The following is a 15952-nucleotide window of genomic DNA, read 5'->3' on the forward strand; positions in this document are numbered from 1 at the left end:
GGGTCGAGTTGGGCGGGTGTGACCGCGCGGTTGCAGGACGAGGGCTACACGGTGGATGTCGTGCCTGACACTCTGCGCGGTGTGGCGACCGACTCGGCCAACCTGCACGCGTTCCTGGAGACGATCACCGGTCCGATCGTGCTGGTCGGCCACTCCTACGGCGGCATGGTCATCAGCAATGCCGCGGTCGGCGTCACCAACGTGAAGTCGCTCGTCTACGTCGACGCGTTCATCCCCGACGAAGGGGAGTCCGCCGGCCAGCTCAGCACAGGTTCCGCCCTGGCGGTGAAGGACCCCAGCACCGTCTTCAACACCGTCTCCATTCCCAACGGGGGCGGCAACGTCGACCTCTACGTGAAGCCCGACCTGTTCCCGAAGATCTTTGCCGCCGGCGTCGCCCCCGCCAAGGCCGCCGTCCTGGCCGCGGGACAGCGCCCCCTGGCCGGCAGCGCCCTGTCCGAGCCCTCCGGACCGGTCGCCTGGAAGACCCTGCCTTCCTGGGCCCTGATCGGTACCGCCGACAAGGTCATCCCCCCGGCAGAACAGCAGTACATGGCAGACCGCGCCGGATCACACATCGTGAAGGTGGACGCCCCCCACCTGTCCATGGTCGCCAAGCCCGGCGCGGTGACCGACCTGATCACCGCAGCCGCAAACCACAGCTGACCGCACAGGGACGCGGACGCGTTATCGCGTTCCGATGTTGAAGGGCGGGCGGTGGTCAGTCGGCCACCGCCCACCCCAGCTCGAGGTCATCGAACCGCGTCAACCTTCCCTGGGGGTGGACGGCAGTGTCCTCAACTCCGGCGAGGTCGAACGCATCGCCAAATCCGAACACGACATGCCGCCGTCCATCAGGCGTGGGACGGCGAAGACTGGCTGCACAACCCGGAGATCATCGGCGACCAGGCGCTCGGTGTCCGCCAGAACGATCGAGGCCTGGTTGTTCTGACCGCCTGTGGCGCCGGCGTCGTCACCATCGTGTGCTACGCCCCCCACCTGAGCCGGAGTCAGCCGGGTCCAGGCCCTGCTCGGCGGTCTCCACCTGAACAGCCTCGCTTTCGAGCCCGTCATCGCCCCACCCCCGCCGCGCTGTTGGGTCTTGCTCCACGGGCCGACGTATGTGACGCCTCTGGGTGCCGGTCCGACAGCCGTGCCCCAGCGGTCTGTGACCGCCCGAGGATCCGCCGAAGCCCCTCCCGTTGACTGCCGATGACCCCTGATATTCACCCTGACGAACAGGAGCCGACCATGGCCGTCAGGCCGCAGCTACCGGACCACATAGGCAGACCCGGCCCAGGAACGCACACGGCCTGGACCGTCCCTCCGCATCCTTCGCTGAACAGCCGAGCAGTGCCGTGAAGCCGCCCAGCACGAAGCCACTCCTCAGTGAGTGGGAATGGCAGAGCGCCGCCTCCTGCCGAGGAATGGACAGTTCCGTCTTCTTCTCCCCGCCCGACGAGCGCAGATCCGAACGCCGCAAGCGCGAAGCGCGGGCCCAGGCGATCTGCCGGACCTGTCCGGTCCGCCGCACCTGCGCAAGCTTCGCCGTACGGACCGGTCAGGCCTACGGGGTGTGGGGAAGCCTTACCGAGGCCGATAGGAGGGCCAGATGACGGTGACTGGCACCGCCAGCTGGGTGGAGGCCGGCACTTGCTCTGTAACCGGCCACTCCACGGTGACAGGCAGCGCCGCGGCGCACCCTCGCTGGGTGACCTCCCGTCCCGGCACACCGTCTTTGCAAAAAACGGAAGGGGAAACGCGGTGGACATACGTTATGCCCGACTCGAGGTGGTGGTCTTCGGGGACATCGACATGCACACGGCTCCCGGTCTGGAAGCGGCATTGCGCGCCTGTGTGGACGCCGGCTCGCGGGACGTCGAGGTGGATCTCGACCGTGTCTCCTTCATGGACTCCAGCATCGTCAACCTGCTGATCCGGACCTCAGCCTACGTGACGCAGCAGCAGGGCAGGTTGAACGTCCGGTGCACCGAGCGGGCAGGACGGCGGATCTTCCAACTGACCGGGACGCAGCAGCTGCTGGACGTCCGGGAGACGGCGGCGGGGCGAGGCTTCTCGCTGCGCGCCGACCGCTGCTTCTACGACTGTGTCGCCGCATCTCTCCGCCCCGGCGCCGGGCACCTGTCCTCCCTCGATCCCACGGGCAGTGCCGCACCGTAGGGGATCTCGGACGCGTTCCGTATCGACCAGGAGCGGAAGGTGGGCGCTGCGATGCCTTTATCCGGCAGCGGGGATCTTGCTCGTCCACCTCCCGAGCGGCAGCTGGCAACGTCACGGCAGCCGCTCCAGCGCGGCCAAGGCGTCACGAAGCGCGCCGCGGGTGGAGATTCCGAGTTTGGGGTAGAGCCGATACAGGTGGGCGCCGACGGTGCGGTGCGAGAGGAAGAGCCTTTCGGCGATCTGACGATTGGTGAGGCCTTCCGCGGCAAGTTCGGCTATGTTCCGCTCCTGAGCCGTCAGGACAGTGACCGTTACCTTCTTGGAAGCGCGCTTCTGGCCCTGGCCGGCCGCCCGCAACTCACTGCGTGCGCGTTCGGCCCACGGCACAGCGCCGAGCCGCTGGAACGTCGCGAGCGCCGCGTTCAGTTGTGCGCGTGCCTCTGTGTTGAGCCGCAGTCTTCGCAGGCGTTCGCCGTAGAGCAGCTGAATGCGAGCCTGGTCAAAGGGCCAGTGATAGGCGTCCGGCGTCTTCAGTGCCTCTTCGAACCTGGCCGGCGAACTTTCACCCTGATCCGCTATCGCTGTCGAAGCGGCTACGAGGAGTGCCAGTCGCGGCGAGATGCCGGCTAGATCAGCCTTATGCATGGCAGCGACATGCGCGTCGGCCTCTTGGTACCGTCCGGTACACACCGCAGCCTCGACCAGGTCCATGACGACCCACAATGCGTGCGGGACGAACGGTGCAAGTACCCCTGCGGGGCTCAGGGCGCTGGCATGCCGGTAAGCGCCTTCGAAGTCGCCCTGCCCCAAAGCGGCGAGGGAGCGCGGGTGGTGGGCCCATTCAGCCGCCCCGCGGGCCTTGCGGAGTTCCGTGACACGGGTGAGTTCGTCCGCCCACTCATGAGCAGCCTGATCCTGACCGCGAACGGCTGCCAGCAGCGCCTGGTGATAGAGGAAGAACCAGGTGACGAAGCCGTAGCCATGGGCTGTGCACAGAGCCAGGCCCTCGTCGGCCAACTGCTGTGCCTCGGCCCAGCGTCCGGTGAAAAAGTCGTCGAGCGCCAAGTACATGAGCCCGCCGATGCTGCTTCGGACGGCGCCACCCATGCGTCCGTCCCGGACCAGCCTCCATGCGCTCTCACGAGTCTCACCCAGAAGGTCGACATAGGCGGCCGCAGTGTTGACACGCATGATCCGCATCGGCTCGTTCTCGGCGCTGAGTCGGTCGATCAGAGCCGCGAGGCGAACTCGCAGGGGCGCAGAGACGCGGGCCGGATCCGGGAACATCCTGCTGAGAAGATAGAGCAGTTCGGGCGTCTCAGGCTTCAGACGGTCCAGTGCACGGTAGAACGGGTCCCACAGTTCGACTCTGCCGGCCCAGAAGCAGACCAGTAGCAGTGTGTGCAGAGCCTCGATCAGTCCCTCGTCGGCCGCGTCGTAGCCGTGCGAACCCGATTCGATCGCGCCGACGAGCAATCGGTACGCCGTTATGACGTCCCCGTCTGCGTTCAGCAGGATGTACGCGGCTGCGGCCGCAGCGTGGAGAGACGTGTTCCGTTCGGGGTCAAGGCGTCGTGCCTGTTCCAGCATCTGTGCCGCTCCGAGCAACTCACCCGTGGTACCTACCCCCAGGTAGGCCGCCTGTGCGAGCCGGCGGCTGCGGTCACTTCTGGTCGGACTCAGATGCGCCGCACGGACGAGTGCCTGGACCGCGCCGGTCGAGTCTCCTCGCTGAAGGGTCCGTTGAGCGGCCTGCTCCAGTTGTGATGCGACTACCTCGTCCGAGCCGCTGGAAGCCTCGGCAAGGTGCCATGCACGGCGGTCCGGATCCTCGTCCAGCGCTTCGGCCAACTCCCGGTGGGCCTGACGACGCTGCTCAGGGGTCGAGTCCTCGATGATCGCCGACCTCAGAAGCGGATGCCGGAAGGTGAGGTGTGCGGCAGTGGTGTCGAGCCGGATCAGGTGGGCGCGCTGCGCCGGTATGAGGTCGTCGAAACCAACCATGAGGGGATCAAGGGAACTCAGGAGCTGCAGGTCACCGGAACCCTCGAGTACCGCCCTGAGCAACAGGGCCTTGGTCGCATCGGGGAGTCCGGCCAACCTGTCTGCGAACACCGCTTGCAGCCGGTCCGAAAGAATCATGACTGTCGGCAACGCACTCCGAGCCGCCCGCTGGGCCCCGGTCAGGCCTGACGAGAGCTCCAGCAGCGCGAGCGGGTTGCCCTGTGATTCGTGGAGCAGCCGCTTCAGCACGCCCGGTGCCAGCGAGGGGAAGCGGCCCTTCAGCAGATCGACTGCCGCGCTGTTGCTCAATGGCCCGAGCTCGGCTTCGGGCAATCCACCCCGCTCGAAGAAGCTGTCGCCACCAGTGCGCGAAGTGCCGATGAGCCCCACTCGCGAGCCGCTCAGACGACGTGCCACCGAGCTGAGCAGGACAGCGCTGGCCCGGTCGAGCCATGGAAGGTCGTCGATGGCCAGCAGCACCAGCCGGTCGGGGCACGCCTGCTGCAGAAGCGCGAGGGTCGCATTGATGAGGGTCAACCGGGCCGGAGGGGGGCCGTCACTCATCCCCAGCGCAACGGTCAGTGCCTGACGGTACTCCGGCTGGAGATCCGCGTAGGCAGGTGCCAAGGGAACCAGCAATTGGTTGAGGCTTGAGTAGCTGACGTCCGCCTCGAACTGGACCCCTGCGGCGCGGAGGATCTTGGCACCTGCCTCCGCCGCGATCTCCACCGCCGCGTCCAGCAGGACCGTCTTGCCGACGCCGGGTTCGCCGGTCAGCAGATAGGTTCCTCCGACCCGAGCGGCGCCGGCCAGGAACGCCCGGATTCGCTCCAGCTCGGCCGTACGTCCCACCAGCGTCGGAAGTACGGGCCCACGCCATGGCTCACTATGCACGGTGGCAGTGCTCGCCTGGCTTCAGAAGAGTCGGATGACTCAAGCACATGGTGTGGCCTCCCGGAAGACTCTGTGTATGCGATCGAACTGAGTCAATCCGCTCACAACGGTTGACAACGCCCAAGGTTTGGAAATCCTACCGTAGCGCTCGGAGGACTTCATTCCCGCAGGTCAGCCACCTCGCATCGCACTGTGTGATCGGGATCCCGGCGGAACCGGGCAGCAGCGGGGCTGCGGGTTTCACCAATCCTGACTGCACCCACGATCCGTACCGACGACCTGGACGGGGCGGTCGGTGGCGGCAGGGCGGCTTCGGCACGGGCCAGCTGCGCTACGCCGTTCTCGGCCCCTGAGGACATCGCGACGCCTCCGCCCGCGAGAACCTCGCGCGCGCTGAGCAGCCCTCCGTCGCACGAGCCGGTCGCCCTCCACACTTCGGCCGGCATCTGCCCAGCCGGCCTCGAACCGTTACCGAAGGAGCACCGCAATGCCAACCATCACAACTGACGACGGCGCCGAGATCTTCTACAAGGACTGGGGCTCGGGCCCCGCTGTCGTGTTCAGCCATGGCTGGCCGCTGACCTCCGATATCTGGGACAACCAGCTGAAGTGGGTCGCGGATCACGGCTACCGGGCCATCGCTCACGACCGGCGCGGGGGTGGGCGTTCGAGCCAGACCTGGCACGGCAACACGATGGACACCTATGCCGACGATCTCGCCGAGCTGATCGAGACTCTCGACCTGACCGGCGTCGTCCTGGTCGGCCACTCAACCGGTGGCGGCGAAGTGGCCCGATACCTGGGTCGACACGGCACTGGGCGGGTCTCCAAGGCCGTGCTGCGAGCGGCGGTCGCGCCGCATCTGCTGGCAACGCCGGGCGACCCCGGGGGTGCTCCGATCGAGGTCTTCGACGCCTTGCGTGCGGGCCTCACCGCAGACCGTGGACAGTTCTACCGGGAACTCAGCGAGCCCTTCTACGGCAACAACCGCGAAGGCGCGAATGTATCGCGGGGCATGCGCGACGCGTTCTGGCGCATGTGCATGACCGTGGGAGTGAAGGGCGCGTACGACTGCATCGCGGCCTTCTCCGAGACGGACCTGACGGAGGATCTGAAAGGCATCGACATCCCGGTGCTGCTGTCGCATGGCGACGACGACCAGATCGTGCCCCTTGAGGCCTCCTCCTACCGCTCGATCCAGTTGCTCACGAACGCCACGCTGAAAGTCCACGCCGGCGCTCCCCACGGGCTGACCGGGCGGTTCGAAAACGACTTCAACGAGGAACTGCTCGACTTCATCAAGAGCTGACCTTGATTGCCCGCAGACCTCACTCCAGAGGTCTGCGGGCCCTTTGAGCGAGTAAAAAACGGCTCGCGGTGCGGAATCACCGCGACAGCGGCAAGGGGTGCCTCCGCGATATGCGGGAAGAGTACGAAGGGGAGAAGAATTGATCACGGTTGTTGATGCCTGCCGTGTGCCCGAATCCGATCGTGCGGATGCAGTACGCGAAACGATTGCGGATACCATGGTCCGGGTCGAGATCGACTTCCCTTCAGAAGTAGCCCCGGTCAAGGCTTCAGGTGTCATCAGCAAGCTGGGTCAGGTAACGGTCTGCTCCATCCGCTCCAACGCTCTCACCGTCGAGCGGACCGCCACATTGGCTCGCGATGAAATGGAGCCGAGTATTTTACTCGGACTGCAGTTGGCTGGATCCAGCCTGGTTGTCCAGGGAGGGCGGGAGGCAGTGATTCGCCCTCGTGACCTGGTCATCTACGATTCGACAGCCCCGTATACACTGGTCGACTCGGAAGGGATCCGTCAGCACTTCTTCAGGATTCCCCACGACGCGCTGGGTCTGCCGCGAGACGCCATCAGACGGGTGTGTGCACTGACCCTGAGCCCCGAGCACCCGGTGGCGGATGTCGCTGCGACATATCTCAACCGACTGGGGAGCCGACCGGACCTCTTCACGCACTCGAGCAGGGACGCGGTGAGCCAGCCGACCGTCGAACTCGTTCGCGCGCTCGTCGCCACACACCTCGATTCGCCTGCTCTGGGGCGAGATTCTCTTCAGGCGACGCTGTGCCTGCGAATCCTAGAATATGCGCGCGCCCACCTCGGTGACCCGGATCTCAACGCAGCGCAGATCGCCGCCGAGCACCACATTTCACTTCGCCATATGTACAACGTTCTGGCCGCCAACGAAATATCCCTGGGGGCCTGGATCCGCAAGCATCGCCTGGAGGGATGCCGCGACGAGTTGGCTCGCCATGCCGGGAGTTCCATCACGATAGCCGCGATCGCTCATCGTTGGGGATTCACCAATCTGTCGAGCTTCGGACGCAGCTTTCGAGCCTGTTTCGGGTTGTCGCCGCGCGACTGGCGGAACCAGGCACTGCGTGGTGTCGACATTCCTGGTGGCGAGTACGAGCCTGAACCGCCTGCTTACGGATGAGGGTTGGAAGCCCCCTCTTGTGGACGCTGCTCATGGCGTCTTGTCAGGAGGCGCCGCTTTGACGTGTTCCAAGGGTGGGGCGGAGATGCCGCAGCTGAATCGGCACTCGGGCTCCGCGCATTCCCGCGGCACCTCTGCGGGAGAGGGACTGCGCACGCCGAGGCAAGCCACGAGAGCGCCGGCGACCATGATGCCCGCGCACAGGGGCATGGCCTTGTCGAAGGACTGGTCGAACTGGGTGGCCGAGCGGTAGGCAGCCGGGCCCATTCCCGTGAGGAGCGGTAGTGCGGCAACCGCGATCAAGCCGGCTGCACGGGCTGCCGCGTTGTTCACGCCGCTTGCGAGGCCGGCTTTCGCGGTCTCAACTGAGGACAGTACCGTCGAGGTCAACGGAGCGATGAGGGTGACCAGGCCCGCGCCGAGCACCACGACTGCGGGGAGCACATCGGTCACGTAGACGGCCTGCCGTCCAACCCTCAGCATCAGGAGCAGGCCCGCTGCGCACAGCAGAGGTCCCACGGTCAGCGGGATACGTGGGCCGATTCTGTCCGCGAGCTGCCCGGACCGGGGTGAGAACAGCAGTAGGAGCACCGTCGTGGGCAGGAGGGCCGTGCCTGCTTGTAGGGGCGAGTAGCCGGACACCACCTGCAGTTGCAGGGTACTGAGGAAGAAGAAGCCGCCCAAGGCCGCATACACGCAGAGGGTCACGAGGTTGACCGCGGTGAATTGCCGTGAGGAGAAGATCGACAGCGGCAGCATCGGGTCGCGTCGCCGCTTCTCCAGGAAGACGAATGACATGGCGCCGACCACGCCGAGTGCCCCTGCCCACAGGTTCTTTGCGATGAGCGAGTACGCGAGGAGTGCCAGAGCGAGTGCGCCGAGCGCAGCTCCTGCAACGTCGAACCTGCCATGGTGTTCAGGGTCCTTCGTCTCCGGGACGTGCCGCATCGCCACGGGCACGCAGACCGCGGCCAGCGGAAGATTGATGAGGAACACCCAGCGCCAGCCGGGTCCATCGACCAGCCATCCACCGAGGAAAGGGCCGATCGCCGCGCCGATACCGCCGAAGCCGGACCACATCCCGACGGCTTTTGAGCGGTCATCGGGGTGAAAGCTGGCCTGGATGATGGCAAGGGACCCGGGCGTCAGCAATGCGCCGCCGATTCCCTGCAGGGCGCGCGCGAAGATCAGGATCCCGGCGTTCGGGGCGAGACCGCACAGCAGCGAACCGAGCGCGAACCAGACCACCCCGATAACGAACACCCGTCGCCGTCCGTACCGGTCGCCAAGAGAGCCGCCGAGCAGAATCAGTCCCGCGAGTGTGACCGTGTACGCGTTGGCGATCCATTGCAGCGCACCCAGCTCGGCATGTAGGTCGGCGCCGATGCGCGGCAGTGCGACGTTGACGACGGTGGAGTCCAGCAGCGCCATGCTCGATCCGAGCACCGTCGTGAAGATGAGCCAGCGACCCGTAGCGGTAGACAGGCGGATGTCCATCTCGGCATCATCCCCGTCTTGAGTCGGTCGTGACGGTCCCTCCCGCTGTCTTTCGGCGACCGCTACCCGATTCGCCCATCGTTCAGGGCTGGGCCCCGTCAAATTAGTTGTGTATTACAGGGTAGTTGGGTTTACCGGCGGGACTGACACTCCCGATCGCCGCTGCCGACCAGGGCCGCGCGATCGCAGTACTTCTGAAGAATCCTGAAGTCACACCGGTCCAAGATCCTCTTGTCCCGGCAGGTGGAGATGGGTCATGAGCAGATGACGTCCGAACGCTCCGAGGCGCTCGGCCGTCTATCAGGCCTGGAGCTGCTTGACCGTCGGCATTCTCAACCTTCCCGGTCCGCCATGTGCTCGCTTGGTGGCGGTCAGAGGTTCGTCCCAATAGCAGCGTGTACGGAGTGGACGGCGCTCGCTCCCTCTCCAACAGCGGCGGCCACTCTCTTCATGGAGCCTGAGCGGACGTCGCCGGCGGCGAAGACACCTGGCTCGCTGCTTTCGAACGGAAACGGACTTCGGCCGAGGGCGGCCCAGACCGGGCTGAGCGGGTAGGGGTCCAGCTGAACGTCGGTCCGCAGAAAGCCATGAGGGTCCTTGGCCAGTCCGGGTAGCCACTCGGTGGCTGCAGACGCGCCGATGAAGCAGAACAGTCCGCGGCACGGCTGCTCCCAACTGGCCCCCGAGGAGCGGTCGGTCAGCGTGATTCGCTGGAGCCGTTCGCCTCCGTGCAGTTCGGTCACCTCAGTGGAAGGACGGACAGTCACGCGCGGATCAGCGCGAAGCCGGTCGATGAGATAGGACGACATGCCTGCCGTGACGTCGCTGCCCCGGACGGCCAACGTGACGTCGCAACCACATGAGGCCAGGAACAAGGCCGCCTGCCCGGCGGAGTTGGCGCCACCGACAACAGTGATGGCCTGGCCGGAGCACAACTGGGCTTCGAGGTTGGTGGCCGCATAGTAGATTCCGGCACCTTCGAGCTGGTCCCATGACGCGAGTGGCAACTTGCGGTAACGGGCGCCCGTGGCGACGAGGACGGCGCGACTGTCGATGCCCGTACCGTCCGCCAGAACAACGCGCATGTAGTCGTGGCCTGTCTCAAGCGCAGCCACGCGGCAGGGGCTGGAGAGGCGAGCTCCGAACTTCAGGGCCTGCAGGGTGGCCCGCTGCATGAGATCCCCACCGCTCAATCCGGTAGGGAAGCCCAGGTAGTTCTCGATCCGCGAGCTGGCCGCAGCTTGGCCCCCCGTCCCCACGCTGTCGAGCACGACAGTCTCCAGCCCTTCGGACGCGCCGTAGACGGCCGCCGCCAAGCCCGCCGGGCCAGAGCCCACAACAGTGAGGTCCACGGGACCTCCCTCTGCAGCTCGATAGGCCAGGCCGAGCATCGTGGCGAGCTCCGCCGGCGTGGCCCGACGCAGCACCCGGCCGGGAGCGAGAACGGCCGGCAGGTCCGCTGAGGCGAGCCCTGCCGAAGTCATGATCCGGTCACCGGCGGGGCCGCCGGCCTCCACCCACAGGTGGGGCAGCCGCTGACGGGCGGCGTAGGTGCGAAGGGCGAGCCCCGCTGCGGAAGCGCCCACGCCCACGATCTCGAGCCTGCGCGCCACCGCACCGGCGCGGAGCCGGTCTCGTCGAGCGAGAAATGCCCGCAACAGGAGATCGGAGAGATCCGACTCGTCAGCCATGAGGCGCCGGAACTCTGCCGGAGGGATGCGGTAGATACGCCCTGGCTCCACCACACGTGCGGCCAAGTGCACTGTCTGCCGAGTCAGCAGGTTCAATTCGCCGATGAAGCCACCATGCCTGTAAGTCGCGACGACTGCCTCGTCCTCGTCCTCGTCCTGGCCCTGGGGCGCCACCAACTCGATGGTCCCGGACTCGACCAGGATCAGGTCGTAGGCCAGTTCACCCGGCCGGAAGACCACCTCGCCACTTCGCACATCCTGCACACTTCCGTACCCTGAGAGCCGGACCTGTTGCTCCTCCGTCAGCTGGGGTGACGCCTCCTCCGCAGAAGGAGGCTCGGGCTCCGGCGCGCCGGATGCTCGCTCCATCATGACTCACCTCGCTTTATGAATTGGTAACTCCCTGAGCCAGCGCGGGGCGGGCTGTTTGTCATCAGAGTTGAACCCTTGAGGCAAAGAGATCATCTTCACGCTTTCCGCCTGGCCAGGCTGGGAGAACTCGAATATATTCCTCGACAGGTGTCTCGCCTCCGGGGACTCTGAGTGCGCGTAGCAGGTCGTTTGCATCTGCCTGACTCTCGTGAGCTGCAACAGCCTTCAGCTTGGCGTCCCAAAATCCTGACACGTCCACGCTGGTGGTGATGGAGTCATCAGGAATTCCGATTTCAATCGGCGGCGTCCAGACATTCGGGCCCAGGACGCGTTCGATGCGGGAACGGAGGGTCTTGAGGCGGGAGATCGACAGGGCGATGTGATAGAACTTCGGCTCTTTGCGAGTGCCGGAGGCACCAGGTGTTTGGTCAGCGGCTCCGATGGCGTGTGCGTAGCGCTCGAAAGCGGCTGTGGTGACCTCGTTGGTTCGGATGTGATCTGGATGAAACGTCAGGCCGTTCGGGGGGTAGGTGACGACGACATCGGGCTCGTACTGACCCATGAGTACTTCGAGTCGGCGGATGATGGGTTCGCCGGGTCGTCTGCTGAACACGTCTGAATCGGCGGCGGACGGGGACGTGCCGGAGTCCGGGTATCCCAGTTCGACGAGATCGCTGATGCCCAAGGCGGCCCTCGCTCGGCCGAGTTCGTGGGAGCGTCTGGCGGCAATCTGGGCGGCTCGATCAGCACGGGGGACGCCGGGAGCATCGTCAGGGCCGTCACCCCGGCTGCCGTCCGTGCAGACCACCACCACGGTACGGGCCCCGGAGGCTGCATATCGGGCGAGGGTGCCACCGGTCTGGCTCGCCTCATCGTCGGGGTGCGCGTGGACGACCATCAGCGTTGGCGGACGATTTTCCTGTGGATTCATTGCCTGCTCCTCCCGAGCGGACCGCGGCACGTGCGTGAGTGGGAGCTGGGCCGATCCTCGAACGGCACGGTGCGTCACGCCCTGACAAGTTGATGTGTTGTTCCGCTGCTACTGGGCACCCACGCTTCTGGCAGTGCGGCGGCGAGAGCGTGTTGGGCCCGCCATCCCGTGCAGTGTCCCGGCGCGACGAGTTGAGGTGCGTAGTCCGCCAATGCCGCGACGGTGGGCGGGATGATGGGTTCGAAGGCTGGTCCGCTGAGATGGAAGCCACCCAGAAGGGCGTGAAGTCGCGGGACGCTGGTCAAGCGCTGTGCGTGGCGCACGATGTTGATGACGCCGGCGTGACCGCACCCTGTCAGGATGACCAGGCCCTGGTTCTTCAAATTGACGACCAGCGCCTGGTCGTCGATGACCTGCGGATCGTGCCGCCAGTCGCCGGCTGCCAGGGCTTCGTGCGCGGCCGGCATGCCGTGCTCGAATTCGGTGGTGCGGTCCACTTCGCCTGTGATGAGGACGGCGCCGTCGACCAGGAGCGAAGGCTGGGAGCGTTCGATGACCTCGAAGCCTTCGGCTGTCAGCGCCCTCTTGCTGAGGGTGGGCATGTCGAAGATTCCCTGAGGTCCGCGGAGCCGGCGCCGTGTCCAGGCATGGGGATGTACGGTCATGGGCATCCTCATGGCGCCGAGCTTGGAGGAGAGGCCGCTCAGGCCGCCGGCATGGTCGAAATGGCCGTGGCTGAGAACGATGCCCTGCAGGTCGTCGAGGCGCATACCCAGGCGATCGGCGTTCGTGACGATGCCTGAGGGGGACAGGCCCGCGTCGAACATCAATGTGGTCGTGCTGTCGCCGCGTCGGACAGCGACCAAGGCTGAGAACCCGTGCTCGGCCAGGAGGCCCACCGCCGTGCGGTCCGTCTCGAACTGGCCGGCCGGGACATCGGCTGCTCCGAACCCGGCTCTTGTGGTGTGTCCATCCCCGACCAGCAGCGCGTCAAAGGTGTTGTCCATCAAAATGGTGACGCGGACTTCGTCCACAGGTGTGAGGGCGATCGGGTCCACAGCGCTCCCCTGCACTTGGCGAGGTGTGGACAGCGACGCGTCAGCCGCGGTGGCCTGGGCTGTGTCGCACATGAGGTTCCGATCTGTCGGGTACTTCGACGCCGCCGCTCCCCGAAGCGGCATGTGCGGAATGAGGCATCGGCGCGCCTACTGGAAGAGCTGCGGGTTGTTCGCGGCGAAGTCCCCCACGTCCAGGGGCGGTCGGCCGAGGACTTCCTGGATGTCTGTGGTGACGCGGTCGTAGCGGTTCTCCCGGTGCAGCCTCGCCATCGTCGTGACGTGCTGGAAGAGGTGGTCCGGGAGCTGGAACGCGGCCAAGTTTTCCGCCCACTCCTCCGCTGGCACATCGACGTAGGTCACGGGACGACCGGCGACTTTGGCGAACTCCTTGGCCACGTCGTTCAGGTCGCGGGACACAGGCCCCGTGAGCTCGAGCACCTTGCCGAGATACGGGATGGGGTGGGCCAGGACGGCCGTCACGACGTCGGCGACATCGGTCGTCGAGACCGGCGAGGTGTGTCCAGAACCGAAGGGCAAGCTGAGGGTGTAACCGTCGGGTGTCGACGCGAGAGCGAGCTGGAAGAGCGGGTTCTCCATGAAAATGGTCGGCCTGACTTCGATGACGGGGAGGCCGGACCAGGAAAGGATCTGCTCGCTGAGGAAGTGCAGGCGTTGGTGGCGTGACTCCGAAGTGCTGGTGAGAGTCATTTGTGACACCGTCATCTGCGAAATGTTCACAAAGGCCTCAAGTGCCCCTTGCTCTCGCGCGACCGACGCGACCGTGGCCGTTGCTTCCAGGTAGGCGCTTGAGACGCTCATGCCGAAATAGAGACGACGGCATCCATCGAGGGCGCGGGCCACGTCTTCCGGTTGAGTGAGGTCCCCGACCACTACTTCGGCACCGGTTGCCCTGAGAGTCTCCGCTCGCTCGTCATCCTTCCTGACGAGGGCACGGGTGGCGAGGCCGCGGGCCTGCAGGCGCTCGACCACCTTCCGTCCGATCGAACCGGGACTGCCGGCACCGGTGACCAGGATGAGATCTTGTGACATGGCTGTTCGTCCTCGCTTTCCAGGCGTTCGAGGGGGTCGAGCGGCCGCCTCCGAGCAGCGTTTCTGCCGTGATCGGGACGCGTGTCACGGAGCCTGCCCGGGGCTGGCCATTGAGGTGGGGTGTGGCTCACTCCGTATCGAGGAGCATCTGCGCCACTGGGCCCGGTGCGTCCCACTGGAGCCAGTGACGTGCCTCGACAAGGCGCAGGCGTGAGTTGGGGAAGATGCTGGCCAGGTGCTCGGCCACTCCGGTGTTGAGGTACGGGTCCTGTTTGCCGAAGATCACGTCGACCGGCACGTGGAGGTCCTGGGTCTTGCCGGAGGCGACCAGTTCGCTTGTCGTTGCGACGTCGCGCAGGAGCCTCGCCGTCCAGCCGCGAACCGCGGCGAGGGCATCGGGCTTTCCCGCCCCGCCGTAGAACACGGGGATGATGATCTGCTCACGGAGGTCTTCCGTCGCTGGGTAGCCGAACTTCGTTGCGGTGAACTCGAGCAGCCACTGACGTTGTCCGGGGTCGGAGATGAGTGCGTCTGCGAGGGGGGCGAGATTCGGATCGCCGAGCAGGCGGATCATCTCGGGGAACTTCAGCGTCGGTGATTCGCCGAAGTAGCAGTTGAGCAGGACCAGCCGCTCGACCCGGTCGGGGTGGGCCAGGGCGTACTGGATGGCGACGGGGCCGCCTGCGTCGTGCCCGACGAGGACGATCTTCTCGAGCCCCAGCCCGTCTATGACGGCCTCCGTCTCGGCGAGGCGCTGGCCGTCTGCCACCGAGGTCTCGCCGGTCCTCTCGGAGAGGCCGTAGCCGGGAAAGTCGAAGCTGACCGAACGCCTCGGCTGCACCTCTCGGATGAGTTTCTCGTAGACGGCTGAGTCATCCGGGAACCCGTGCAGGAACACGAACGGCGTGCCCTGACCCGGGTAGTCCCTGGCGACGATGTACCCGTGCGGGGTCTCGATCTGGTGGCGCACTTCCTGGATCTCTTCCATGACTCCTACCTCTGTTTGCACGCGATTTGTTGTGGCTGGCGCCGGCTGGCGCCTCGCCGGGGGCGATGGGTGGCGGCCCATCGCCCTTCGTACGGCGCCCTGTAAGGCTCTCGGCGCCTGGTGCATCTAGGTCAGCTGTCGCCGGCTGCGTGGGTGATCAGGTCGGTCACCGCTCCGGGCTTGGCGACCATGGACAGGTGGGGCGCGTCCACGGTGACGATGTGTGATCCGGCGCGGTCTGCCATGTACTGCTGTTCTGCCGGGGGGATGACCTTGTCGGCGGTACCGATGAGGGCCCAGGAAGGGAGGGTCTTCCAGGCGACCGGTCCGGAGGGCTCGGACAGGGCACTGCCGGCCAGGGGGCGCTGTCCCGCGGCCAGGACGGCGGCCTTGGCGGGGGCGACGCCGGCGGCAAAGATCTTCGGGAACGGGTCGGGCTTCACGTAGAGGTCGACGTTGCCGCCCCCGTTGGGAATGCTGACGGTGTTGAAGACGGTGCTGGGGTCCTTCACCGCCAGGGCGGAACCTGTGCTGAGCTGGCCGGCGGACTCCCCTTCGTCGGGGATGAACGCGTCGACGTAGACGAGCGACTTCACGTTGGTGACGCCGACCGCGGCATTGCTGATGACCATGCCGCCGTAGGAGTGGCCGACCAGCACGATCGGACCGGTGATCGTCTCCAGGAACGCGTGCAGGTTGGCCGAGTCGGTCGCCACACCGCGCAGAGTGTCAGGCACGACATCCACCGTGTAGCCCTCGTCCTGCAACCGTGCGGTCACACCCGCCCAACTCGACCCGTCCGCCCACGCACCATGCACAAGGACAACCGT

General features: G+C 66.1%; 13 protein-coding genes. 5 read left to right on the forward strand and 8 right to left on the reverse strand.

Annotated elements, in window-relative coordinates:
* The 3 genes from BMW99_RS37755 to BMW99_RS37765 all read left to right on the forward strand — a co-directional run.
* A partial coding sequence (locus tag BMW99_RS37755) for an alpha/beta fold hydrolase (protein WP_075018373.1) occupies nt 1–666 on the forward strand: 666 nt, incomplete at its 5' end.
* A 692-nt stretch (nt 667–1358) separates the two neighbouring features.
* On the forward strand, nt 1359–1616 hold the full coding sequence (locus BMW99_RS37760; RefSeq protein ID WP_075018369.1) for a WhiB family transcriptional regulator: 258 nt from the start codon (nt 1359–1361) through the stop codon (nt 1614–1616).
* Between the two features lie 148 nt (nt 1617–1764).
* Complete coding sequence (locus BMW99_RS37765; protein ID WP_069462289.1) at nt 1765–2181, forward strand: STAS domain-containing protein; 417 nt, start codon at nt 1765–1767, stop codon at nt 2179–2181.
* Nucleotides 2182–2292: 111 nt separating this feature from the next.
* Here the strand turns inward: BMW99_RS37765 and BMW99_RS37770 are convergent, their stop codons facing one another.
* Nucleotides 2293–5037, reverse strand: coding sequence for an ATP-binding protein (locus BMW99_RS37770; RefSeq protein WP_245791789.1), 2745 nt, complete (start codon nt 5035–5037; stop codon nt 2293–2295).
* A 529-nt stretch (nt 5038–5566) separates the two neighbouring features.
* Between BMW99_RS37770 and BMW99_RS37775 the strand changes: the two genes are divergently transcribed.
* The gene (locus tag BMW99_RS37775) at nt 5567–6388 is read left to right on the forward strand and encodes an alpha/beta fold hydrolase (protein ID WP_069462287.1); all 822 of its coding nucleotides are present in this window, start codon (nt 5567–5569) and stop codon (nt 6386–6388) included.
* Between the two features lie 139 nt (nt 6389–6527).
* On the forward strand, nt 6528–7535 hold the full coding sequence (locus BMW99_RS37780) for an AraC-like ligand-binding domain-containing protein (protein WP_141726012.1): 1008 nt from the start codon (nt 6528–6530) through the stop codon (nt 7533–7535).
* Nucleotides 7536–7565: 30 nt separating this feature from the next.
* Here BMW99_RS37780 and BMW99_RS37785 read toward each other — a convergent pair whose 3' ends face one another.
* The 7 genes from BMW99_RS37785 to BMW99_RS37815 all read right to left on the reverse strand — a co-directional run.
* Entirely contained in the window at nt 7566–9032 is a 1467-nt protein-coding gene (locus BMW99_RS37785) for an MFS transporter (protein ID WP_069462286.1), read from the reverse strand.
* A gap of 371 nt (nt 9033–9403) precedes the next feature.
* Nucleotides 9404–11095 carry an FAD-dependent oxidoreductase gene (locus BMW99_RS37790; RefSeq protein WP_218108384.1) on the reverse strand — a complete coding sequence of 564 codons (1692 nt, stop codon included), beginning with the start codon at nt 11093–11095 and terminating at the stop codon, nt 9404–9406.
* Between the two features lie 61 nt (nt 11096–11156).
* Complete coding sequence (locus BMW99_RS37795) at nt 11157–12026, reverse strand: PIG-L deacetylase family protein (RefSeq protein WP_075018371.1); 870 nt, start codon at nt 12024–12026, stop codon at nt 11157–11159.
* A 74-nt stretch (nt 12027–12100) separates the two neighbouring features.
* Complete coding sequence (locus BMW99_RS37800; protein WP_218108383.1) at nt 12101–13084, reverse strand: MBL fold metallo-hydrolase; 984 nt, start codon at nt 13082–13084, stop codon at nt 12101–12103.
* Nucleotides 13085–13231: 147 nt separating this feature from the next.
* Complete coding sequence (locus BMW99_RS37805; RefSeq protein ID WP_069462284.1) at nt 13232–14134, reverse strand: NmrA family NAD(P)-binding protein; 903 nt, start codon at nt 14132–14134, stop codon at nt 13232–13234.
* 127 nt (nt 14135–14261) lie between these two features.
* Nucleotides 14262–15122 (reverse strand): alpha/beta fold hydrolase, encoded by an 861-nt coding sequence (locus tag BMW99_RS37810; protein ID WP_069462283.1) that lies wholly within the window; start codon nt 15120–15122, stop codon nt 14262–14264.
* Nucleotides 15123–15253: 131 nt separating this feature from the next.
* The coding region (locus BMW99_RS37815; RefSeq protein WP_143080616.1) for an alpha/beta fold hydrolase at nt 15254–15952 on the reverse strand (699 nt) is incomplete at its 5' end.

The sequence above is a fragment of the Actinacidiphila rubida genome, from assembly GCF_900110255.1.
Lineage (GTDB): Bacteria > Actinomycetota > Actinomycetes > Streptomycetales > Streptomycetaceae > Actinacidiphila > Actinacidiphila rubida.